We start from the raw sequence: 21,985 nt of genomic DNA, 5'->3' as shown, positions 1-21,985 counted from the left end.
TTTCCATGAGCGCATTTTCCCTTTCCGATCTGGAACGCATCGTCGCGACACGCGCCGCCGCCTCTCCCGATGAATCCTGGACGGCCAAACTTGTTGCGGCGGGCCAGGAACGTGCGGCGAAAAAACTGGGCGAAGAGGCGGTTGAGGCCGTCATCGCCGCCATCGCAAAAGACCGCGACGGGCTGAAAAACGAGGCCGCCGATCTGCTTTATCACCTGCTGGTGGTGCTGAAGATCGCCGACATTCCCCTTGCCGACGTCTTTGCCGAGCTGGAGCGCCGGACCGGACAGACCGGACTTGCGGAAAAGGCAGCGAGGCCGACATCATGAATGTCAAGGCAGGCAGCGGGGAGAGAGGCATGCCGAGCACACTCGATCATTTCCGCCCGGATGAATATTCGCCTTATCACTTCTTCAGCTCGGAAGAATGGGCAAAGTTTCGCGCCGACACACCACTCACCCTTTCCGCCGACGAGGTCAAAAGACTGCGTTCGCTGGACGACCCGATCGATCTGGACGAAGTGCGGCGTATCTATCTGTCGCTGTCACGCCTCCTGTCATCGCATGTGGAAGCATCGCAGCTGCTGTTCGAACAGCGCAACCGCTTCCTGAACATGGCGGATGTCAACAAGACGCCCTTCGTCATCGGCATTGCCGGGTCGGTAGCCGTTGGAAAATCGACAACGGCGCGTATCCTGAAGGAGCTTCTGGCCCGCTGGCCTTCCAGCCCGAAGGTCGATCTCATCACTACCGACGGGTTTCTTTACCCGAACGAGGTGCTGCGGCGCGAAAACCTGATGGAGCGCAAGGGCTTTCCGGAAAGCTACGACATCGGTGCGCTGCTGCGTTTCCTCTCGGCGATCAAGGCGGGCCAGCCGAATGTGAAGGCGCCACGCTACTCGCACCTGACCTATGACGTGCTGCCCAACGAATTCACTGTCATCGACCAGCCGGATATCCTGATCTTCGAAGGCATTAACGTGCTGCAATCACGCGACCTGCCGGCGGGCGGGCGGATCGTGCCGATCGTTTCCGACTTCTTCGATTTCTCGATCTACATCGATGCGGATGAGGACTTCATTCACAACTGGTATGTGAACCGGTTCATGAATCTGCGGCAAACCGCCTTCCGGGATCCGAATTCATTCTTCAATCGCTATGCGTCGATCAGCGAAGAGGCGGCGCTCAGCATTGCCGAGGGCCTCTGGCAGAACATCAACCTGAAGAACCTGCGCCAGAACATCGTGCCCACGCGTCCACGCGCCGATCTTATCCTGCGCAAGGGCAAAAACCACCTGATCGACACGGTGGCGCTTCGCAAGTTGTGAAAGATGCCGCAAAAGCGGCATCTCCATCGCAGCGGTTAAAATCCGTTATTACGCAAGGTCTGGAATACGCAGAACCTGACCGGGATAGATTTTATCCGGATGGGTCAGCATCGGCTTGTTGGCTTCGAAGATGATGTTGTTCTTGCCGCCATTTGCCTTGCCGTACTGGGCTTCAGCGATCTTCCAGAGATTGTCGCCCTTCTTGACCGTGTAGAAAACGGGTTCCTTCGCCGGCGCTTCTGCCACCGTCAGCTCGCCGGCCTCGACCTTGGAAATGCCGAGCGTATTGCCAACGGCGATGACAGCCTTTTCGAAAATCGACTGGTCGGCCACTTCGCCCTTCAGAACGACCTTATCGTTCACCACCTCGACCTGAACCTTGTCGGTGCCGAGATCGTGGGAAGCGAGTTCTTTTTTGACGGCTTCGACATCGGGGGCATCATCACCACCGATACCAAGCTTCTTTCCCGCTTCCTTGATGAAATTGAACAGACCCATAGCACCCTCCTTGGTTGTAGGAGGTCTACCAGACGATATCTGAAGCTCTATGACAAGTGCGAAACATTTTGCCATCCAGCTGCGACCTAGTCGCCTGATGGCTTGCCACGCATTTTCTTGACATCCGACCGGCCGGATTTCTCCTTGAGGCGGCGCTCGACGGAACCCTTGGTCGGCTTGGTGGCCTTGCGCGCCGGCGGCGGCGGCGCTGCCGCTTCAAGGATCAGTTCCTTCAGCCGTTCACGCGCGTCTTCGCGATTGCGCTCCTGGCTTCGAAACCGGCTCGCCTCGATCATGACCACGCCTTCTTTCGAAACACGCCGCCCGCCCAGACGCAGGGCATTCGCCTTCACACGCTCCGGCAGGGAGGGAGAACTGGCGATGTCGAAAAACAGCTGAACCGCCGTCGAGACCTTGTTGACATTCTGGCCACCCGGCCCGCCGGCCAGCACGAATTGCTCCGTCAGCTCCCAGCCGGCGATGGTAATTCGGTTGCTGATGTAAAGCGGGGCGCTGGCCATGTTTTTTCTCCGCGCCGGTGATGCCACAGATCGCGAAAAATGAAAACAAGGGACGAAACGAAAGAACCCGGCACAAGGCCGGGTTCTCCTCCTCCTCATAAACGAGGCTTATTCATTCTGCCGCGAGCAGCAGACCCGGTGCCGCATCGCGCACCTTGCTGTCGACGTGATCTTCGAACTTGGTGAAGTTCGTAACGAACATCGACACAAGCTTCTTCGCCTGCGCGTCATAAGCTGCGCCGTCGGCCCAGGTCGAACGCGGGTCGAGGATTGCGGCATCGACGCCTTCCAGCGACAGAGGCACGGCGAAACCGAAATTCGCATCGGTGCGGAATTCGGCACCCTTCAGCTCGCCGGTGAGGGCTGCCGTCAGAAGCGCGCGGGTCGCCTTGATGGGCATACGCTTGCCGATGCCGTAAGCACCGCCGGTCCAGCCGGTGTTGACCAGCCAGCAGTCGACGCCATGCTTGCCGATCAGCTCGCGCAGCAGGTTGCCGTATTCCGCCGGGTGGCGCGGCATGAAGGGGGCGCCGAAGCAGGTGGAGAATGTCGCTTCCGGCTCAGTCACGCCTTTTTCCGTGCCTGCGACCTTTGCCGTGTAACCGGAAAGGAAGTGGTACATGGCCTGTTCAGGCGTCAGCCGGGCAATCGGCGGCAGCACGCCGAAGGCATCCGCCGTCAGCATGATGATGGTCTTCGGATGACCGGCAATGCCCGTTTCCGATGCATTCGGAATGAAGTGCAGCGGATAGGCACTGCGGGTGTTTTCCGTCAGCGAGTTATCGTTGAAATCGGGAACACGGTTTTCATCCAGCACGACGTTTTCGAGAACGGTGCCGAAACGGCGGGTCGCGGCATAGATTTCCGGCTCGGCTTCGGCCGACAGCTTGATCGCCTTGGCGTAGCAGCCGCCTTCGAAATTGAAGATGCCGTGTTCGCCCCAGCCATGCTCATCGTCGCCGATCAGCGTACGCGACGGATCAGCCGACAGCGTGGTCTTGCCGGTGCCGGACAGTCCGAAGAACACGGCGGAATCACCCTCGGGACCGACATTGGCCGAGCAATGCATCGGCATGACGCCCTTGGCCGGAAGCAGGTAGTTCAGCACCGTGAAGACCGACTTCTTGTTTTCACCGGCATAGGAGGTACCGCCGATGAGGACGAGACCATTGGTGAGATCGCAGGCGATGACGGTTTCCGAACGGACGCCGTGACGCGCCGGATCAGCCTTGAAGCTCGGCAGATTGATGATGGTCAGCTTCTGTTTGAAGCCTGCCAGTTTCTCCCGCTTCGGGCGGATGAGCAGGTTGCGGATGAACAGCGAATGCCAGGCAAGCTCAGTGACGACACGGGTCGACAGGGCGTTGTCCTCATCGGCACCGCCGATCAGATCCTGAACATAGAGCGTCTTGCCGGCGGCGTGCGCAAGCATGTCCTGACGCAGCAGCTCGAAGTTTTCCGGCGACAGCGGCTTGTTGTTGTCCCACCAGATAGTGTCTTCGGTGGAAGCATCGCGGACGACGAATTTGTCCTTCGGAGAACGGCCCGTATGCTGACCGGTAACGGCGCGCAACGCACCATCCGCCGTCAGCTCGGCCTCACCGTTGCGGATCGCCTCTTCGTACAATTCGCTTTCGTTGAGGTTATAAAAGACGCGGGAGGCCTCGCCCAGTCCGAGTTCCGCAACTCCATTGGCAGGATTATGAACCCCAAGCTCGTTCATGACGCGTTCCTTGTAAATGACGATAAGGCCGTTGAAATTTTCACGGAAAATACGTGGCGGCTTTTAGAAACGCAAGAGTGAAACTTTAAATAACTTAGTGATTTCAATATATTAATCGATTTAAAAGATTTTATTTCTTTTTAAATCGGTTGAAGACGCATTAGAATCCAACTGCGGCGTTTTCCCGGAATTGGCCTAGTCACACCAGGCGATTTGGTTGTGAGTTTTCCTTTGCCACAATTTGTTCCACCTTTATACTCATGAGAGTGGCTCGCGGCGCGCAACCTTGGCTGGGTGGATGTCGGGAGTTATGAGAAAATGACGATGGAGACCAACTACATGCAGACGATCGCGCTTGTCGACGACGACCGGAATATTCTCACTTCGGTATCGATCGCGCTCGAAGCCGAAGGCTACCGGGTCGAAACGTATACGGACGGCGCCTCCGCGCTTGACGGACTGATTGCCCGTCCGCCGCAGCTCGCCATTTTCGACATCAAGATGCCGCGCATGGACGGCATGGAACTTTTGCGGCGTCTTCGCCAGAAGTCGGATATTCCGGTTATCTTCCTGACCTCCAAGGATGAAGAGATCGACGAATTGTTCGGCCTGAAGATGGGTGCTGACGATTTCATCACAAAACCCTTCTCGCAGCGCCTTCTGGTGGAACGCGTCAAGGCCATCCTGCGCCGCGCCAGCAGCCGCGAGGCTTCCGCTACGACCGGCAGCAGCACGCTGAAGCCGACGGCTGATCAACAGGCGCGCACGCTCGAACGCGGCCAACTGGCCATGGATCAGGAGCGTCACACCTGCACCTGGAAGGGCGAGCCGGTGACGCTGACCGTTACCGAATTCCTTATCCTGCATTCACTTGCACAGCGGCCGGGCGTGGTGAAAAGCCGCGACGCGTTGATGGATGCGGCCTACGACGAACAGGTCTATGTTGACGACCGCACGATCGACAGCCACATCAAGCGCCTTCGCAAGAAGTTCAAACTGGTCGATGGTGACTTCGATATGATTGAAACGCTTTATGGCGTAGGATATCGCTTCCGCGAAGCGGCTTGAACGAGCCGCAATCGGGAGAGACCACCGGAATTGTGGTGGCGAGGACATAGACTTGTTGAAGAAAACGCCGGAAACCGTCTCGGACAGTGACGATGCCGAAGATCGCGGCAGCGAACGCCGCCATCGTATCCATCCGCTGACGATCGTCCGACGCATTTTTGGCAATGCGGTGTTTTCCAGCCTCACGCGCCGCATCCTCTTCTTCAACGTGGCCGCGACGGTCGTTCTGGTCGGCGGCATTCTCTACCTCAACCAGTTCCGCGAGGGGCTGATCGATGCGCGTGTGGAAAGCCTTTTGACGCAGGGCGAGATCATCGCCGGCGCAATCTCGGCCTCCGCCTCGGTGGATACCAACTCCATCACCATCAATCCGGAAAAGCTGCTGGAATTGCAGGCGGGGCAAAGCATCACGCCCGCCCCCAATGACGAGGACTTGAGTTTCCCGATCAATCCGGAACGGGTGGCGCCGGTGCTGCGCCGGCTGATTTCGCCGACACGGACCCGTGCGCGACTTTTCGATGCCGATGCCAACCTGCTTCTCGATTCCCGCCATCTCTATTCACGCGGCCAGGTCTTGCGCTTCGATCTGCCGCCGGTGACGCCGGAAACCCAGACCTGGGGTGAATGGTTCACCAGCATGTTCAACCGCATGCTGCAACCGAGCAGCCTGCCGCAATACAAGGAAGCGCCGGGTGGCGACGGCTCGATCTATCCGGAGGTGATGAATGCGCTGACCGGCGTGCGCGGCGCAGTCGTTCGCGTTACCGAAAAGGGTGAGCTGATCGTTTCGGTCGCCGTGCCGGTGCAGCGCTTCCGGGCCGTGCTCGGGGTTCTGCTCCTGTCCACGCAGGCCGGCGATATCGACAAGATCGTGCATGCGGAGCGCCTTGCCATCATGCGCGTGTTCGGCATCGCCACGCTGGTCAACATCGTACTTTCCCTGTTGTTATCCTCCACCATTGCCACGCCGCTCCGGCGGCTTTCGGCGGCTGCGATCCGCGTGCGCCGCGGAGCGAGAACCCGCGAGGAGATACCGGACTTTTCGGCGCGTCAGGATGAAATCGGCAACCTTTCCATAGCGCTTCGTGAAATGACGACGGCGCTTTACGACCGTATCGACGCGATCGAAAGTTTCGCCGCCGATGTCAGCCACGAGCTCAAGAACCCGCTGACTTCGCTGCGCAGCGCCGTGGAAACCCTGCCGCGTGCCAAGACGGAAGAGTCCAAACAGCGGCTGACCGAAATCATCTTCCACGATGTCCGCCGCCTCGACCGCCTGATCAGCGATATTTCGGATGCCTCACGGCTCGATGCCGAACTGGCGCGCGTCGATGCATCGCCGCTGGATCTCGACGTTCTTATGAAGGGTCTGGTGGATATCTCCCGCCAGATCAGCACAAAGAAAAAGAGCGTGGCGATCGACTATGTGGCCGACCGGAAGGCGGGAGCCAAAACCTCCTTCGTCGTGAACGGCCACGATCTTCGCATCGGGCAGATCGTCACCAACCTGATCGAGAATGCGCGCTCTTTTGTTTCCGAGGAAAGCGGCCGCATCACCGTGCGCCTTTCCCGTCACAAGGACCGCTGCATCGTGCAGGTGGAAGACAATGGCCCCGGCATTCAGGCCGAGGATATCGACCGGATTTTCGAGCGCTTCTACACCGACCGACCGGCAAGCGAAGGTTTCGGCCAGAATTCCGGCCTTGGCCTTTCCATCAGCCGCCAGATCGCCGAAGCCCATGGCGGCAGCCTCAGGGCGGAAAATGTCGTCGACAAATACGGCGTGATATCAGGCGCGCGCTTCACCCTGTCGCTGCCGGCGGCCGAAACCCATGAACGCTGAACGCTTCAACCTGCACGCAACCGCCATTGTCGTCGACAACACCGGCATTCTCTTCACCGGACCGTCCGGCAGCGGCAAAAGCGAGCTTGCTTTCAGCTTTCTGACGGAGGCGCAACGGTGCGGATTGCCGGCGGCACTGATCGCGGATGATCAGATTTTCGTGTATCGCGACGGCGAAAACATCATCGGCGAGCGGCCGGAAGCAATAGCCGGACTACTGGAATTGCGCGGCAGCGGCATTGTTAACGTAAACAGCGTCCCGAGCGCCGGACTAAATTTCGCCGTTACGACAGTTCTTTCACCGGAAAATCCAAGACTTCCGGAAGATGACGAGGTGTTGTTGCTGCCCTGCGGCGGGCATCTTCCGCTTCTGCGTATTCCGCTTTCCAGTCTTACGCCCTATGGAAAATTTGCTGCACTTGCTCAAAATCTTTTTAAAACGAACGTGACGTGACCATGATTCAGGCGATTTTAGGCTTGCGATTCGCATTTTCCTCATCAAGATGAAATCCCACCGATGGACAGGATTGCCGCGTTGCGATAGTCGGCAATGAGAGTGCGTGTGCAAGGGAGCATTTCATGATCGGACTAGTGCTTGTCACCCATGGCAAGCTGGCTGAGGAGTTTCGCCATGCGTTGGAGCATGTCGTCGGTCCCCAGAAATTGATCGAGACGGTTTGTATCGGTCCCGAAGACGACATGGATCAGCGCCGGCAGGATATCATCGACGCCGTTACGCGCGTCAATGATGGAAATGGCGTCATTATTCTGACGGATATGTTCGGTGGCACACCGTCCAATCTCGCCATCTCCGTCATGAACAACGGCAATGTCGAAGTCATCGCCGGGGTCAACCTTCCCATGCTGATAAAACTCGCCGGCGTTCGCAGCGAAGACAACATGGACAAGGCGCTCCAGGACGCATCCGACGCCGGTCGCAAATACATCAACGTCGCCAGCCGCGTTTTAAGCGGCAAATAAGAAGTCAGCCCATGTCGCCTCACTCCCGGGAATTGCCGATCATCAACAAGCGCGGTCTCCACGCCCGGGCATCTGCAAAATTCGTGCAGATGGTCGAGGGTTTCGACGCGACGATTACGGTGTCGAAGGACGGAATGACCGTTGGCGGCACCTCGATCATGGGCCTCATGATGCTGGCGGCCAGCCCCGGATGCAGTGTCTATGTCGAGGCGAGCGGCAATCAGGCGGAAGAGGCGCTCGCCGCACTTGAGGCACTTGTTGCCGACCGCTTCGGCGAAGAAGCCTGACCCCACCCCATATAAAGACATAAAGACTTCTTTATATCGTTATTGCCAGATCGTTTTTGGCCTGCTAAACCCCTGCTACGTTTAAAAGCCGGGCCAATAGGCATGGCATTTCTGATCTGGAGAACTTCATGAGCCTTGAGAAGGACTACATCATCGCCGATATCAACCTTGCCGCATTCGGCCGCAAGGAACTGGACATCGCCGAAACCGAAATGCCTGGCCTTATGTCCTGCCGCAAGGAATTCGGCGAGAGCAAGCCGCTGAAGGGCGCGCGTATCACCGGTTCTCTTCACATGACGATCCAGACCGGTGTCCTCATCGAGACGCTGAAGGAACTGGGCGCGGACATCCGCTGGGCGTCCTGCAACATTTTCTCGACGCAGGACCATGCGGCAGCAGCCATTGCAGCGGCTGGCATTCCTGTTTTCGCGGTCAAGGGTGAGAGCCTGACGGAATATTGGGAATATACCGACAAGATCTTCCAGTGGACCGATGGCGGCCTCTCCAACATGATCCTCGACGATGGCGGCGATGCCACCATGTACATTCTGCTCGGCGCGCGCGCCGAAGCCGGTGAGGACGTTCTTTCCAACCCCGGTTCGGAAGAAGAGGAAATTCTTTTCGCGCAGATCAACAAGCGCCTCAAGGCTTCCCCCGGCTGGTTCACCAAGCAGCGTGACGCGCTGAAGGGCGTGACGGAAGAAACGACGACAGGCGTTCATCGTCTTTACGATCTCGCCAAGAAGGGCCTCCTTCCCTTCCCGGCCATCAACGTCAACGACAGCGTCACCAAGTCCAAGTTCGACAACAAATACGGCTGCAAGGAATCGCTGGTAGACGGCATTCGCCGCGCAACCGACGTGATGATGGCCGGCAAGGTTGCCGTGGTCTGCGGTTACGGCGATGTCGGCAAGGGTTCTGCCGCCTCGCTGCAGGGCGCTGGCGCCCGCGTGAAGGTCACGGAAATCGACCCGATCTGCGCGCTTCAGGCCGCCATGGACGGTTTCGAGGTCGTTCGCCTAGAAGACGTTGTGTCTTCCGCTGACATCTTCATCACCACCACCGGCAACAAGGACGTTATCCGCATCGAGCACATGCGCGAGATGAAGGACATGGCCATCGTCGGTAATATCGGCCACTTCGACAATGAAATTCAGGTCGCTTCGCTGCGTAACCTGAAGTGGACAAACATCAAGCCACAGGTCGACATGATCGAGTTCCCGAAGGGCAACCGCATCATCCTGCTGTCCGAAGGCCGCCTGCTGAACCTTGGCAATGCCACAGGTCACCCTTCCTTCGTCATGTCGGCGTCGTTCACCAACCAGGTGCTGGGACAGATCGAGCTTTTCACCAAGCCGGGTGAATACAAGAACGAAGTCTACGTGCTGCCGAAGCACCTCGACGAAAAGGTTGCACGCCTTCATCTCGAGAAGCTTGGCGTGCGCCTGACCGAACTTTCCGACCTTCAGGCTGATTATATCGGCATCTCGAAGCAGGGTCCGTTCAAGGCAGAACACTACAGATATTAATTTCATAGTTAATATCCACTGAAATTACACAATATGTAGATGCCGTGCGCTTGACAAAGCGCGCGGCATCTTTTTTGCGCGCTCCCTTTCCGCAGATTTATGAAGACGGTATTGTCATCGAACTTGATTCGGACACGCCAAAGGGCGGCGGGGACGAAATGGGATGTCTTGTCGAAGATGCGGCACATAGGACGGAGACAGACCGGGGATGACGGTTCACAATTCGGATCTGCGCGAGCAGACAGTTCAACGCGTTGAAAACACGCATGCTGGCGTGGCATTGGGCGCGGCCATGGCGCGTTGCCGGCTGGCGATCAGTGCTGTGCGCACAGGCTTTTCGCGGCTTCCCGTCCTGATGTCCGGCACGGTTCTCGCCGGCTCTGCAAATGTGGCGCTGGCGCAGGACGGTCTTGTCGCAAAGACCGGCGCGCGGCTGTTTTCATCCGGAGAAACCATCACCTATTCGCTTTTTGTCGGCATGATTTCGGCAACGCTGTTTTCCGTCGTCTGGCTGGTGCGCCAGCGCGGTAATATCGAGGCGGAGAGCGGTGAATACCGCAAGGCGCTGGCAGAATCCCACCACAAGATCGCGAAATACGAGGCGCTTATCTCCGACAAGAGCCGGCGCATCGTCATCTGGGACGGCGTGGACAAGCGCCCCGAATTCCTGGGGCAACTGCCCGTAGAGACGGGCGCACCGCAGGCGGATCACGATTTTCTGGCCTTCGGGCGCTGGCTGAAGCCATCATCCGCGAGCCAGCTTGAAAAATCCCTCGAAAAACTTCGCAGCCACGCACAGAGTTTCGATCTGACCATCGAGACGCAGCGCGGCGAAGTCATTGAAGTTCAAGGCCGGGTTTCCGGCGGCAATGCCTTCGCGCGTTTCGTCGCCCTCAACAACCTGCGCGCCGAACTGGCCGAATTGCAGGTGGAGCGCGAGCGCCTGATCGCCTCGGTCTCCACCTTTCAGGAACTTCTCGATTCGATCGAACAGCCCGTCTGGCGGCGCAATGGCGAAGGCGAACTCATATGGGTGAACCACGCCTATGCGCACGCTGTGGATGCGCGCGATGCCGAACAGACCATTCAGGAGAAACGCGAGCTTCTGAACACCGTTACCCGGCAGAAGATACGTGCGGCCGCTACGCCGAGTTCCCCCTACCACGATCGCATTTCGACGGTGGTTTCCGGGAACCGTACCTTCTTCGACGTTGTCGATATCAAGACGGCGGGCGGTTCTGCAGGCATCGCCATCGATGCTACCGAAGCGGAAACCACCCGGGAGGAAATGAAACGGGTTCTGAAAAGCCACGCCGAAACGCTGGATCATCTCGCAACGCCCGTCGCCATTTTCGACGGCCGGCAGCGGCTGCAATTCTACAATCAGGCCTTTGCCAGCCTGTGGGGATTCGATCTGGTTTTCCTGGAATCCGGCCCCGATAATTCCGAGCTTCTCGACAGGCTGCGCACCGCCGGCAAATTGCCCGAGCAGCTGAACTGGAAAAACTGGAAAGAGACGGCACTCTCCGTTTACCGCTCTCTCGATACCAAGACCGATCTGTGGCACCTGCCCAACGGCCAGACGTTGCGGGTTATCGCGACCGCCCACCCGCAGGGTGGCGCGACATGGGTTTTCGAGAACCTGACCGAACAGGTCGATCTGCAGATGCGTTACAACACCTTGGTGAAGGTGCAGGGCGAAACCATCGACCATCTGGCCGAAGGTGTCGCCGTGTTTGGTGCGGACGGACGTATTCGCCTTTCCAACCCGGCATTCAGGGCCCTATGGGGCGTTACCGCCGAGCAGGCGGAAACTGGAACCCATATCCGCGCCGTGGAGACCGCCTGCACGCAATCCTACGACAAGCCGGATGGCTGGCGCTCTTTCAGCCAGTTCATCACCAGCTTTGACGATGAACGCCCGTCGAGACAGGGAACGCTGGAGCTACTCTCCGGCCTGGTGCTCGACTACGCCATTATTCCGCTGCCGGATGCGCAGACCATGCTGACATTCGTCAACATGACCGACAGCGTGCGGGCCGAGCGGGCGCTCAAGGAAAAGAACGACGCACTGCTCAAGGCCGACGAGCTGAAGAACGATTTCGTGCAGCACGTCTCTTATGAGTTGCGCTCGCCGCTGACCAATATCATTGGCTTCACCGATCTCCTGAAGACCCCGGGAATTGGAGAATTGACGGACCGGCAGGCGGAATATCTCGACCATATTTCCACCTCGTCCTCGGTTCTTCTGACCATCGTCAACGACATCCTCGATCTCGCGACCGTCGACGCCGGCATCATGCAGTTGAACTACTCGGAAAACGATCTCAACGAATTGCTAGATGACGTTTCGGTGCAGATTGCCGACCGGCTACAGGAAAGCGGTATTTCGCTCGAGATCGTCGCACCCGCGCATCTCGGCAGTCTGGTGGCGGATCACCAGCGCCTGAAGCAGATCCTCATCAAGCTCCTCACCAACGCAATCAATTTTGCGCCGGAAGGGTCTTCCGTTCAGCTTTCATGCCAGCGCAGCGAGGGTGACTTCCTGTTCTCGGTGGCGGACAAGGGACCGGGCATCCCCGAAGATATGCTCAAGGCCGTGTTTGACCGCTTCGAGACGCGCGGCAACGGCGGGCGGCGGACCGGCGCTGGCCTTGGCCTTTCTATCGTGGAAAGCTTCGTCAGCCTGCATCACGGCACTGTCAGCATCGACAGCCGGCCCGGCAACGGCACCATCGTCACCTGCCGCATTCCTTCGGGCGTGCACCCGCATTCAATCGCCGCAGAATGAGTGACGATATCCTGCCGATCACCCTTTCCCTCAATGGGGAAAAGGACACCATCCGGTTAGGCGAAGATCTGGCGCTGGCTTTGGGAGCTGGCGATTGCCTCGCGCTGATCGGAGATCTTGGCGCGGGCAAATCCACCCTCGCCCGCGCCTTCATCCGGGCGATGGCGGATGCACCTGATCTTGAAGTTCCAAGCCCCACATTCACGATCATCCAGACCTATCCAACACGTATTCCCGTTGCCCATCTTGATCTGTACCGACTGTCTGACGTCTCGGAACTGGACGAACTCGGCATCGACGAGATGCTGGAAGACGGTATCTGCCTGATCGAGTGGCCTGATATTGCCGCCGAAATCCTACCGCCAAACCAGACCATCAGCCTGCGGCTGGAACACTCCGGTGACGGGCGTCGGGCTGTAATCGATGCTCCCGCGAAACAGAAAGCACGGCTTGAGCGCGTTTTTGCCATTCGCGATTTTCTTGCGAAAAATGGCAAGGGCGATGCGACCCGCCATTTTCTAAGCGGAGATGCTTCCACACGCGCCTATGAGACCATTTCCACCGATGGTCCAGACCTTATCCTGATGGACTGGCGACGCCCTCTAAGAGGTGCGATCGTTGCTGACGGCAAGACCTATGCGGAAATCGCCCATCTTGCCCAGGATGCCCGTTCCTTCGTGGCGATCGGCAATTATCTGCGAAATAGCGGCTTTCGCGCGCCTGAAATACTGGCGGCGGATACCGATCAGGGCATTCTCCTCCTGGAGGACCTCGGGCGGGATGGGGTGCTTGCGCCTGACGGAACGCCGATAGAGGAACGTTATCTGCAAAGCGTCGCCTGCCTTGCAGGCCTTCATCAGGCACCGCGGCCCGATCTGCTGCCAGTGGGTGACAGCAGTACCTATGAGGTTCCGCCCTTCGACCGGCAGGCGATGAAGATCGAAGTTTCGTTGCTGGTAGAATGGTATCTGCCCCATAAGCGTGGCAAGCCGCTTACCGATAGCGAAAAGAGCGACTATTACGCCCTATGGGACAGGCTGATTGATACGCTCGCCGATTGCGAAACGGGGCTGCTGCTGCGCGATTTCCATTCGCCGAATATTATCTGGCAACAACAGAATAGCGGCATCCGGCAAGTCGGACTGATCGATTTTCAGGACGCGATGATCGGCCCGACGGCCTACGATCTCGCCTCCATCGTGCAGGATGCGCGGGTTACCATTTCGCCCGAACTGCAGGAACGCCTGCTTTCGCACTATCTCGACATTAGACGAGACGAGCCGTCCTTCGATGAGGCGTCCTTTCTCAAGGCTTTCGCCATCATGTCGGCGCAGCGCAACTGCAAGCTGGCCGGCATTTGGGTAAGGCTGTTGGAACGCGATGGAAAACCCGGTTATATGAAACATATGCCAAGGACGTTTCGCTATCTTTCCGCAGCACTTTCGCATCCCGAACTGGCACCGCTCAAAGACTGGTGCGTCCATATGGGCATGGAATTTTAAAGACTGAAAGACGGTTGACCACGATGACGATCAAGAACGCGATGGTGCTGGCCGCCGGGCTCGGCACCCGGATGCGCCCGATCACGGATACGATCCCGAAACCGCTCGTCAAGATCGCCGGCAAACCGATGATCGACTACGCGCTCGACGCCCTTGTCGAGGCCGGCGCCGAGAAGATCGTCGTCAACGTCCATCACCATGCCGATCAGATGATCGCCCATCTTGAAACCCGTACCGACGCTGAAATCCTGATTTCCGACGAGCGGTCGCAGCTGATGAATTCCGGTGGCGGGCTTGCCAAGGGCCTGAAACTTCTGGAGCCAGGTCCCGTCTTCGTCATGAATGCCGATCTTTTCTGGATTGGCGAACAGCTGAATGCCGTCAGCAACCTGCGAAAGCTTGCGCAATTCTTCGATGCCACGCGCATGGATATGGCGATGCTCTGCGTCGATATGGACCGTACCACCGGTCATAACGGCAAGAGGGATTTCAACCTTTCTTCCGGTGGTAGACTGGCGCGATATCTCGACGGTGATCCGAACCCGGTGGTTTATGCCGGGGCCATTGCCATGGAGTCGCACCTGCTGAATGATGCGCCGGGGGATGCTTTCAACCTGAATATCTATTTCGACAGCGCCATCGAGAAAGACCGGCTTTTCGGGCTTTCACTGGATGGCCACTGGATCACCGTCGGCACTCCCGATGCGATAGACGATGCCGAAAGTATCATCCGGCAATACAGGGAAAAGCGCTCTGCATGACTTTGACCCACCACGCAAAGCGCGTCCTGACGATCGCTGCGGGAACACCGTTCCTCAAAACGCTCGCGGAAACGCTGTGTGACGGGACACTGACAGCCGGCTATAAATACGACCCTGCGGATCCGCTTTCGCTTGCCAAGGTGACGATCTATGTTCCGACCCGGCGCTCCGCCCGCGTGCTGCGCTCAGAGTTTGTCGATCTTCTGGGCGGCCGTTCCGCCATTTTGCCACTGATACGGCCGCTTGGCGAAACCGATAACGACAGCGGCTTCTTCGAGATCGAAAATCCTGAGATCATGGATCTGGCGCCGCCGATTTCCGGCACCGGCCGGCAGATCGAGCTGGCGCGACTCATTCTGGCGTGGCGCAACAGCCTGCCGGACGCCATCAGGGCCATCCATTCGGACTCACCACTCGTCGCCCCCGCCAGCCCTGCCGACGCCATATGGCTGGCACGCGCGCTTGGCGAAGTGATCGATGCGATGGATACGGAAGAAAAGGAATGGGAGGCGCTCGCGCATCTCGATACCGGCGATCACGCCCAATGGTGGCAGCTGACGGCGGATTTCCTGAAAATCGCCAGCGTGTTCTGGCCTGCCCGTCTTGCCGAACTCAACCGAAGCTCCGCAGGCCGGCATCGCAACGGTATCCTGAGGGCGGAGGCGAACCGGCTTGCCAACCTGCCGGACACCGGACCGATCATCGTTGCGGGCTCCACGGGCTCAATTCCGGCAGCAGCAGACCTTATCGCCTCCGTCGCCTCCCTGCCCCAGGGCGTCGTCGTGCTTCCGGGCCTTGATCTTACGATGCTGGAGGAACAATGGGAGGCCATTGCCGAGGACCCCACCGATCCTTCAAGCCGCACCCATTCGCAATACGGGCTCTACATGCTGTTGCAGAAGCTCGACATCATGCGAGACGATGTCGTTCAGATCGGCGCCATCGATAGCGATCTTGAAAAACGCGCGGCGGTTTTTTCGGCAGCACTTGCTCCTGCCAAATCCACCAGCGGTTGGAACCGCTGGCGTGAGGACAAGCAACCCGGATTTTTCGACGATGCTTTTGCGGCAGCGACCCTGATAGAAGCTGCCAACGAGCGCGAAGAGGCAACCGCAATTGCGGTGGCGCTGCGGCTGGCGCTTGAAGCGCCGGGCGCTGGCCGCCCGTCTCAGGCCGCGCTGATCACGCCCGATCGCGGACTGGCCAGGCGTGTGGCGACGGAATTGCAGCGCTTCGGTATCGAAGCCGACGATTCCGCCGGTACGCCGCTTTCCGCCACGCCGCAGGCCGGACTGACGCAACTCGCACTGGAAGCGATCCTCAGGCCCGGAGATCCGGTGCCGGTCATTTCCCTTCTGAAACATCCGCTCAGCCGTTTCGGGCTTTCGCTGGAGGCTTTTACAAAAGCATCAAAGGCGCTGGAATTGATCGCACTTAGAGGCGGCCGCGTCGAAACCGAAATCGGCAATCTGGAGGCGGTTCTCGATGCGCAACTGGCAGCGCAACGCGATGACCGGCATCCGCCTGCCTGGAGGCTGGCACTGCCCGAGGGAAGCGTAGACGCCGCGCGCGATCTGGCACGCCGGATCGCCGTTTCGACAGAGCCGCTTGGCAGCGCATTCGTGCGTCGCGACCGCTCAGGCCGGTCTTTCACGGACAAATTGCCGCTTTCCGATTGGGCCGAGCGGACGGGCCGGGTGATCGAAGCTATCTGCGCGGATGACAACAACGATCTTGCCCCTCTCTGGTCCGGCGAGGCAGGCGACAAGCTTTCCGGCCTGTTTGGCGAATTGATGGAAAGCGGCGAAATCCTTGATGCGGATGGTCCGCAATGGGCTGATATCTTCGCGGCACTGGTGGCTGGCGAATCGATCAAGCCGCGATCCATGCGCCATCCGCGCATTTTCATTTTCGGTGCGCTCGAGGCACGACTGCAAAGCGTCGACACTGTCGTAATCGGCGGCCTCAATGAAGGGCTTTGGCCGGGACAGACGGCAAACAATCCGTTTCTGTCCCGCAACATGAAGACAGCCATCGGTCTGGAACCGCCGGAGCGGCGCATCGGCCAGCTGGCGCACGATTTCGAGATGGCGAACGGGACACGGCAGATTTTCTACAGCCGCGCGCTCAGACAGGGCTCGACACCCGCAGTCGCATCGCGCTGGCTGCAGCGATTGCTGGCACTCGGCGGCGAGGATTTTGCCGACCAACTGAAGAAGCGCGGCGAGACCTATCGCCACTGGGCGGCTTTGATGGATGCGAGCATCGATCAGGAAGCAGCAAAGCGCCCTGCCCCCAAACCGCCGGCCGACTTGCAGCCGAAGAGCTATTCCTTCAGCGAAGTGGGCAGACTGCGCCGCGACCCCTATTCGATCTACGCGCGGCGTATCCTGAAGCTCAACCCGCTTGATGGCTTCAACCGCGATCCCAATGCCGCCGACCGTGGCACGCTCTATCATGCAATCATCGAGCGCTATTCCCGCGAGGGGCATATTCCCGGCACGCCGGCATCCCTCGAGGCCATGCAGCGTATTCTGGATGAAAGTTTCGACGCGGAAGATCTTCCTGCACATGTCGATGTCATCTGGCGCCCGCGATTCGAGGCGGTGGCACGCGCCTTTATCGACTGGGAGAAGGAACGACATCCATCCATCCGCAGCAGCTTTTTCGAGGCGCGTGCCGGACAGGAAATCCCCGAGGCAGGCATAAGGCTGACCGGCATCGCCGACCGCATAGATATCAAGACCGGCGGTCAGGCGGATATTATCGACTACAAAACGGGGCTTGCGCCTTCAGTCAATCAGGCGCGCGCGCTGCTCGACCCGCAGCTCGCGCTGGAAGCGGCAGCACTGATGCGGGGCGCTTTCCGCGAGGCGGGTTCGCAGACACCGGAAAACCTTATCTATGTGCGCCTGCGGCCGGGTGACCGTTTCTTTCCCGAACAGGTGAACAACGAACACTCCAACCGGGGTGGCAAAAAAGCACCGAAATCGGCAATCGAGCTGGCAACCGAATCCATCGATCAGCTGGCCAAGTTCGTGCGTTCGCTGCGTGATAACGAGAACGGTTTTGCCTCGCGGCTGGTGCCGGAGGAGCAGCAATCCTACGGTGGGGAATATGACCACCTCGCCCGGGTTTCGGAATGGTCGACGGCAGAACCGGGAGACGGCGATGATGATTGACCCTATCGATCACGGGCCCGCCACTGATAGCCCGCAGAGCTGGATCGACTGGACGAGCGACCGGCAGCGGCTCGCCTCCGATCCGGCAAGTTCTGCCTGGGTTTCGGCCAATGCCGGTTCCGGCAAGACCCATGTTCTGACCCAGCGCGTCATCCGCCTGCTTCTGGCAGGGTGCCGACCCTCCGCAATTCTGTGCCTCACCTATACCAAGGCTGCGGCGTCCGAAATGTCGAGCCGCGTTTTCGACCGCCTGGCGGAATGGGCTACGTTGCCGGATAACGATCTTGGGGATCGCGTCGCTGCCATCGAAGGAAAGATGCCGGATCGCATCAAGCTGGCCGAAGCGCGGCGGCTGTTCGCCAAGGCGCTGGAAACGCCCGGTGGGCTGAAGATCCAGACGATCCACGCCTTCTGCGAAGCCTTGTTGCATCAGTTCCCGCTGGAGGCCAATGTCGCCGGCCACTTCTCCGTTCTTGATGACCGCGCCGCAACAACCCTGCTGGCCGAGGCACGTCGGTCGCTTTTAACGGCGGTTTCGACGGAGGGAGACACCGATCTCGCGCAGTCTCTCGCCTATGTGCTTGATTTGGCGGACGAAAGTGGGCTCGAATCACTACTCACCGCCATCATCGCCAATCGCAGCGCCCTTCGCGCCTTTTTGATCGATGCAAAACAGGCTGATGGCATCGATGCCCAATTGCGGCATGCGATGCAGATAGAAGCGGGTGAAACCGAAGAAACGGCAGCGGCGGCATTCTGGCCCTTGCCCGGTCTCTCTGGGCTTTCCCTCGATACCTATCTGACGCTTGCTGACGAAGTGGGCGGATCGCGCGTCATAGATGTCGCTTATGCCCTGCGGGAAGCGAAACGGCAGACGGATTCTGTGCGACGCATGGAATTCATCGAAGCTGCGCTGTTGACAGCCAAGGGCGAAAAAAAATCCGATGCCTATGTCATCAACAAGGGCATGCAGAAATCCGCACCCGATCTCGTCGACGCGCTGACGCTTGCGCGGGACCATGTCGTTGCCTGTCGCAACCGCTATCGTCTGGTGCGAATGCTGGAGGCGACGAAATGCGCGCTTGTTCTGGCTGAGAGACTGATCGGCGATTTCGAGGATCTGAAAAAGCAGCGAAGCCAGCTCGATTTTGAGGATCTGATCGAGCGCGCCGCCAATCTCCTCAACCGCGATACGGCGGGCGCCTGGGTGCATTACAAGCTAGATCAGGGTATCGACCATATTCTCGTCGATGAGGCGCAGGATACCAGCCCTGTGCAATGGTCGATCATTCAGTCGCTGGCGGCGGATTTCTTCAGCGGCGAGAGCGCCCGCATGGGTCGGCGCACGCTTTTTGCCGTGGGCGATGAAAAACAGTCGATCTATTCGTTCCAGGGCGCGCGGCCGGAACGGTTTTCGCAGGAGCGCGACGAGACCAAAAGGCGTGTCGATTCGGTGGAGCAGGCATTTCACCGCATCCGCCTGCCGCTGTCCTTCCGTTCCACGGAAGATGTGCTGGCCGCCGTCGATCAGGTCTTTTCGGACCCTAAAAATGCCAGCGGCCTCAGCGCCGATAACGAGCCAGTCGAACACCGCTCCAATCGCGCCGGCCACCCCGGCACCGTGGAAGTTTGGGATATGGTGGCGCCGGAAACCGCCGAGGACGAAGAAGACTGGACGGCACCTTTCGATGCACTTCGGGAAAGCGCGCCGGCGACCATCGTTGCCCGCCGGATCGCCGCGCGCATTGCCGGCATGATCGGGAACCAGACAATCATCGAAAAGGGCGTGGAACGCGCTGTCGAGCCTGGCGACATTCTCGTCCTGGTCAGAAAACGCCATGCTTTCGTCAATGCGCTGACCCGTGAGCTGAAACGGCGCAAGAACATTCCCGTCGCCGGTGCCGACCGTCTTCGCCTGACTGATCACATCGCCGTGCAGGACCTTCTGGCGCTTGGCCGTTTTGTCGTGCTGCCTGAGGATGACCTTTCTCTGGCCGCGCTGTTGAAAAGCCCGCTTTTCAATCTCTCCGAAGACGATGTTTTCGACGTCGCTGCCACGCGATCCGATACGGAGAGCGTGTGGCAAAGATTGCAGACGCTTTCGCAAGACGATAACAGCCGCTTCTCCGCAGTCGCCAACAAGCTCAAAAACTTCATCGCGCTTTCGAAAACAGCAACGGTGCATGATTTCTTCGCGGCGGTTCTGACCCTGCATGACGGGCGCAAAAAGTTCCTGGGTCGTCTCGGCAACGAGGCCAGCGACGTTCTGGACGAGTTCCTGTCCTTTGCGCTTGACCATGAAAGGACCGGCTTGCCCGGCCTGCAAGCCTTCCTATCCGTTCTGGAAACGGATTCGCCGGAGGTGAAACGCGAACAGGACAAGGATCGCGGTGAAGTGCGGATCATGACCGTGCACGCCTCCAAGGGTCTTGAAGCGCCTGTCGTTTTTGTGGTCGATGGTGGTTCGAAAGCCTTCAACCACAGTCATGTCCCGAAACTGCGCTTCGTTGAAGCAGACGGGGATGCCTTCCCCGTCTGGCTGCCTGGCAGCGGTTTTTCCAATCATCTCATTCGCGCCGATGAGGAACGCCTGAAGACGGCCGCGGAAGACGAATATCGCCGGCTGCTTTATGTGGCGATGACACGTGCCGCCGATCATCTGGTCGTTTGCGGTTATCGCGGCCAGAAGGAAAATCCCGAATGCTGGCACGCCATCGTCAAGGCAGCACTTGCCGACAATGAAAAGCACTGCCAGCCGCAACAGTTTATGGCCGATGGTGAAGAGTGGCAGGGGCTTGTCTGGCGCAAGTCCGATGCTCGTTCGACCCCCGCTCCGCAAAGGCTGCCTGAACCACAGACGCAAGAAGAATATGCTCTCCCGGCGGGGCTTCTTACCCCCTTGCCCGCCCTGCCATCATTGCCGAGGCCACTCAGCCCTTCCGGCGCGGGCACCATCATTGATGACGGTGCGGACGATCTTGCCGTGCGTTCGCCGCTTTTCGGCGAAAAAGCCGATGTCTCCTCGCTGGCGCTGCAACGCGGTCGGCTGGTGCATCGCATGCTGCAGGCCCTGCCGGATTTTGCCGAGAGTGATCGGGAAGAGGCAGCCCGCCGCTATGCCGAACGGGCCGCACGGTTCTGGCCGTCTGCCGAGCGCGAACATCTGATACGGGCGGTTTTGCGGGTCATGTCCGAACCAGCGGTGCAGCCGGCATTTTCGCCCAATAGCCGCGCAGAAGTTTCCATTATGGGGACCATGACGATCGGCAGGCAGCATTACGCGGTTTCCGGCCGTATCGACCGGCTGGCAGTGGATGGCGACCGCGTCATTCTGGTCGATTACAAGACGAACCGCGTGCCGCCGCGCGACGCGCACGAGATACCCTTCTCCCACACGGCACAGCTTGCCATCTATCGCGAAATTCTGTCACCGCTTTATCCCGGCAAGGAATTTGTCTGCGCGCTGATTTATACGGAAAATGCCGCTTTTATGACGGTTGGTGACGATGCCATGATGCAAGCACTTGCCGCAATAAAGACAAAGTGAGATACCGGGGCATTGAAATTTCGACGCGCCCGCATCACATCGATAGTGGAAAAGATTCACTGAAAGGAGAGCCAGATATGGCTACCGTAAAAGTCGACGCCGCCAACTTCCAGTCCGAAGTCCTCGAATCCTCCGAACCAGTCGTGGTGGATTTCTGGGCCGAATGGTGCGGCCCGTGCAAGATGATCGCGCCGAGCCTTGAAGAAATTTCGTCCGAGCTTGCCGGCAAGGTTAAGGTCGCAAAGCTCAACATCGATGAAAACCCGGAACTGGCTGCCCAGTTCGGCGTTCGCTCCATCCCGACTCTTGCCATCTTCAAGAGCGGCGAAGTGGCTGACATCAAGGTCGGCGCTGCGCCCAAGACAGCGCTTTCGGCCTGGATTTCCGGCGCCGCGTAAGCGATTTTCCATGGAATAAAGAAAAGC

The 21,985-nt window shown here is 58.9% G+C and carries 17 protein-coding genes; 14 read left to right on the top strand and 3 right to left on the bottom strand.

Translation table 11 applies throughout. The features are described 5' to 3' along the window. Positions 1-5: 5 nt before the first annotated feature. Both CRP02_RS25740 and coaA read left to right on the top strand, forming a co-directional pair. A complete protein-coding gene (locus tag CRP02_RS25740; RefSeq protein ID WP_003516295.1) occupies positions 6-329 on the top strand; it encodes a phosphoribosyl-ATP diphosphatase in 324 nt (107 codons plus the stop codon). Continuing rightward, complete coding sequence (coaA, locus tag CRP02_RS25735; protein ID WP_019565929.1) at positions 326-1,327, top strand: type I pantothenate kinase; 1,002 nt, start codon at positions 326-328, stop codon at positions 1,325-1,327. Before CRP02_RS25740 ends, coaA begins: the two co-directional genes overlap by 4 nt. 48 nt (positions 1,328-1,375) lie before the next feature. Here the strand turns inward: coaA and lysM are convergent, their stop codons facing one another. The 3 genes from lysM to CRP02_RS25720 form a co-directional block, all read right to left on the bottom strand. Further along, positions 1,376-1,825 (bottom strand): peptidoglycan-binding protein LysM, encoded by a 450-nt coding sequence (gene lysM / locus CRP02_RS25730; RefSeq protein ID WP_003516300.1) that lies wholly within the window; start codon positions 1,823-1,825, stop codon positions 1,376-1,378. Between the two features lie 86 nt (positions 1,826-1,911). After that, the gene (gene arfB, locus CRP02_RS25725; RefSeq protein ID WP_097172660.1) at positions 1,912-2,346 is read right to left on the bottom strand and encodes an alternative ribosome rescue aminoacyl-tRNA hydrolase ArfB; all 435 of its coding nucleotides are present in this window, start codon (positions 2,344-2,346) and stop codon (positions 1,912-1,914) included. Between the two features lie 112 nt (positions 2,347-2,458). After that, positions 2,459-4,069: a phosphoenolpyruvate carboxykinase gene (locus CRP02_RS25720; RefSeq protein ID WP_097172659.1), complete on the bottom strand. Its 1,611-nt coding sequence runs from the start codon at positions 4,067-4,069 to the stop codon at positions 2,459-2,461. Positions 4,070-4,408: 339 nt separating this feature from the next. Between CRP02_RS25720 and chvI the strand changes: the two genes are divergently transcribed. From chvI to trxA, 12 genes are all read left to right on the top strand, one after another. Next, positions 4,409-5,137, top strand: a complete 729-nt coding sequence (gene chvI / locus CRP02_RS25715; protein ID WP_097172933.1) for a two-component system response regulator ChvI — start codon at positions 4,409-4,411, stop codon at positions 5,135-5,137. Between the two features lie 52 nt (positions 5,138-5,189). After that, complete coding sequence (chvG, locus tag CRP02_RS25710) at positions 5,190-6,980, top strand: two-component system sensor histidine kinase ChvG (RefSeq protein WP_013635194.1); 1,791 nt, start codon at positions 5,190-5,192, stop codon at positions 6,978-6,980. Then, positions 6,970-7,434, top strand: a complete 465-nt coding sequence (locus CRP02_RS25705) for an HPr kinase/phosphorylase (protein WP_097172658.1) — start codon at positions 6,970-6,972, stop codon at positions 7,432-7,434. The genes chvG and CRP02_RS25705 overlap by 11 nt, the downstream gene beginning before the upstream one ends. Before the next feature lie 125 nt (positions 7,435-7,559). Beyond that, positions 7,560-7,961, top strand: a complete 402-nt coding sequence (locus CRP02_RS25700) for a PTS sugar transporter subunit IIA (protein WP_003516318.1) — start codon at positions 7,560-7,562, stop codon at positions 7,959-7,961. Positions 7,962-7,972: 11 nt separating this feature from the next. Next, positions 7,973-8,248 (top strand): HPr family phosphocarrier protein, encoded by a 276-nt coding sequence (locus CRP02_RS25695; RefSeq protein WP_003516321.1) that lies wholly within the window; start codon positions 7,973-7,975, stop codon positions 8,246-8,248. Between the two features lie 128 nt (positions 8,249-8,376). Next, positions 8,377-9,777, top strand: coding sequence for an adenosylhomocysteinase (gene ahcY, locus CRP02_RS25690; RefSeq protein WP_003516323.1), 1,401 nt, complete (start codon positions 8,377-8,379; stop codon positions 9,775-9,777). A gap of 208 nt (positions 9,778-9,985) precedes the next feature. Beyond that, the gene (locus CRP02_RS25680) at positions 9,986-12,568 is read left to right on the top strand and encodes a sensor histidine kinase (RefSeq protein ID WP_097172657.1); all 2,583 of its coding nucleotides are present in this window, start codon (positions 9,986-9,988) and stop codon (positions 12,566-12,568) included. Next, on the top strand, positions 12,565-14,070 hold the full coding sequence (gene tsaE / locus CRP02_RS25675; RefSeq protein WP_097172656.1) for a tRNA (adenosine(37)-N6)-threonylcarbamoyltransferase complex ATPase subunit type 1 TsaE: 1,506 nt from the start codon (positions 12,565-12,567) through the stop codon (positions 14,068-14,070). The genes CRP02_RS25680 and tsaE overlap by 4 nt, the downstream gene beginning before the upstream one ends. Positions 14,071-14,093: 23 nt before the next feature. Next, positions 14,094-14,831 (top strand): nucleotidyltransferase family protein, encoded by a 738-nt coding sequence (locus tag CRP02_RS25670; protein WP_097172655.1) that lies wholly within the window; start codon positions 14,094-14,096, stop codon positions 14,829-14,831. Further along, complete coding sequence (gene addB, locus CRP02_RS25665) at positions 14,828-18,013, top strand: double-strand break repair protein AddB (RefSeq protein WP_097172654.1); 3,186 nt, start codon at positions 14,828-14,830, stop codon at positions 18,011-18,013. The genes CRP02_RS25670 and addB overlap by 4 nt, the downstream gene beginning before the upstream one ends. Further along, entirely contained in the window at positions 18,003-21,560 is a 3,558-nt protein-coding gene (gene addA / locus CRP02_RS25660; protein WP_097172653.1) for a double-strand break repair helicase AddA, read from the top strand. Before addB ends, addA begins: the two co-directional genes overlap by 11 nt. Before the next feature lie 77 nt (positions 21,561-21,637). Next, positions 21,638-21,958: a thioredoxin gene (trxA, locus tag CRP02_RS25655; RefSeq protein WP_003516334.1), complete on the top strand. Its 321-nt coding sequence runs from the start codon at positions 21,638-21,640 to the stop codon at positions 21,956-21,958. Positions 21,959-21,985: the final 27 nt, after the last annotated feature.

Origin of the sequence: Rhizobium sp. AN5, from assembly GCF_900215255.1 — a bacterium.
In the GTDB taxonomy this organism is placed as follows: domain Bacteria; phylum Pseudomonadota; class Alphaproteobacteria; order Rhizobiales; family Rhizobiaceae; genus Agrobacterium; species Agrobacterium tumefaciens.
The sequence above is the reverse complement of the archived record's forward strand: the minus strand, read 5'-3'. Positions and strand labels throughout refer to the sequence as shown.

Bases quoted from the DNA above. Each gene is read 5' to 3' on its own strand.
- addB (WP_097172654.1), top strand. From the start codon at position 14,828: ATGACTTTGACCCACCACGCAAAGCGCGTCCTGACGATCGCTGCGGGA.
- CRP02_RS25670 (WP_097172655.1), top strand. From the start codon at position 14,094: ATGACGATCAAGAACGCGATGGTGCTGGCCGCCGGGCTCGGCACCCGG.
- CRP02_RS25705 (WP_097172658.1), top strand. From the start codon at position 6,970: ATGAACGCTGAACGCTTCAACCTGCACGCAACCGCCATTGTCGTCGAC.
- coaA (WP_019565929.1), top strand. From the start codon at position 326: ATGAATGTCAAGGCAGGCAGCGGGGAGAGAGGCATGCCGAGCACACTC.
- CRP02_RS25700 (WP_003516318.1), top strand. From the start codon at position 7,560: ATGATCGGACTAGTGCTTGTCACCCATGGCAAGCTGGCTGAGGAGTTT.
- arfB (WP_097172660.1), bottom strand. From the start codon at position 2,346: ATGGCCAGCGCCCCGCTTTACATCAGCAACCGAATTACCATCGCCGGC.
- addA (WP_097172653.1), top strand. From the start codon at position 18,003: ATGATGATTGACCCTATCGATCACGGGCCCGCCACTGATAGCCCGCAG.
- ahcY (WP_003516323.1), top strand. From the start codon at position 8,377: ATGAGCCTTGAGAAGGACTACATCATCGCCGATATCAACCTTGCCGCA.
- chvI (WP_097172933.1), top strand. From the start codon at position 4,409: ATGCAGACGATCGCGCTTGTCGACGACGACCGGAATATTCTCACTTCG.
- tsaE (WP_097172656.1), top strand. From the start codon at position 12,565: ATGAGTGACGATATCCTGCCGATCACCCTTTCCCTCAATGGGGAAAAG.
- CRP02_RS25720 (WP_097172659.1), bottom strand. From the start codon at position 4,069: ATGAACGAGCTTGGGGTTCATAATCCTGCCAATGGAGTTGCGGAACTC.
- CRP02_RS25740 (WP_003516295.1), top strand. From the start codon at position 6: ATGAGCGCATTTTCCCTTTCCGATCTGGAACGCATCGTCGCGACACGC.
- trxA (WP_003516334.1), top strand. From the start codon at position 21,638: ATGGCTACCGTAAAAGTCGACGCCGCCAACTTCCAGTCCGAAGTCCTC.
- CRP02_RS25680 (WP_097172657.1), top strand. From the start codon at position 9,986: ATGACGGTTCACAATTCGGATCTGCGCGAGCAGACAGTTCAACGCGTT.
- lysM (WP_003516300.1), bottom strand. From the start codon at position 1,825: ATGGGTCTGTTCAATTTCATCAAGGAAGCGGGAAAGAAGCTTGGTATC.
- CRP02_RS25695 (WP_003516321.1), top strand. From the start codon at position 7,973: ATGTCGCCTCACTCCCGGGAATTGCCGATCATCAACAAGCGCGGTCTC.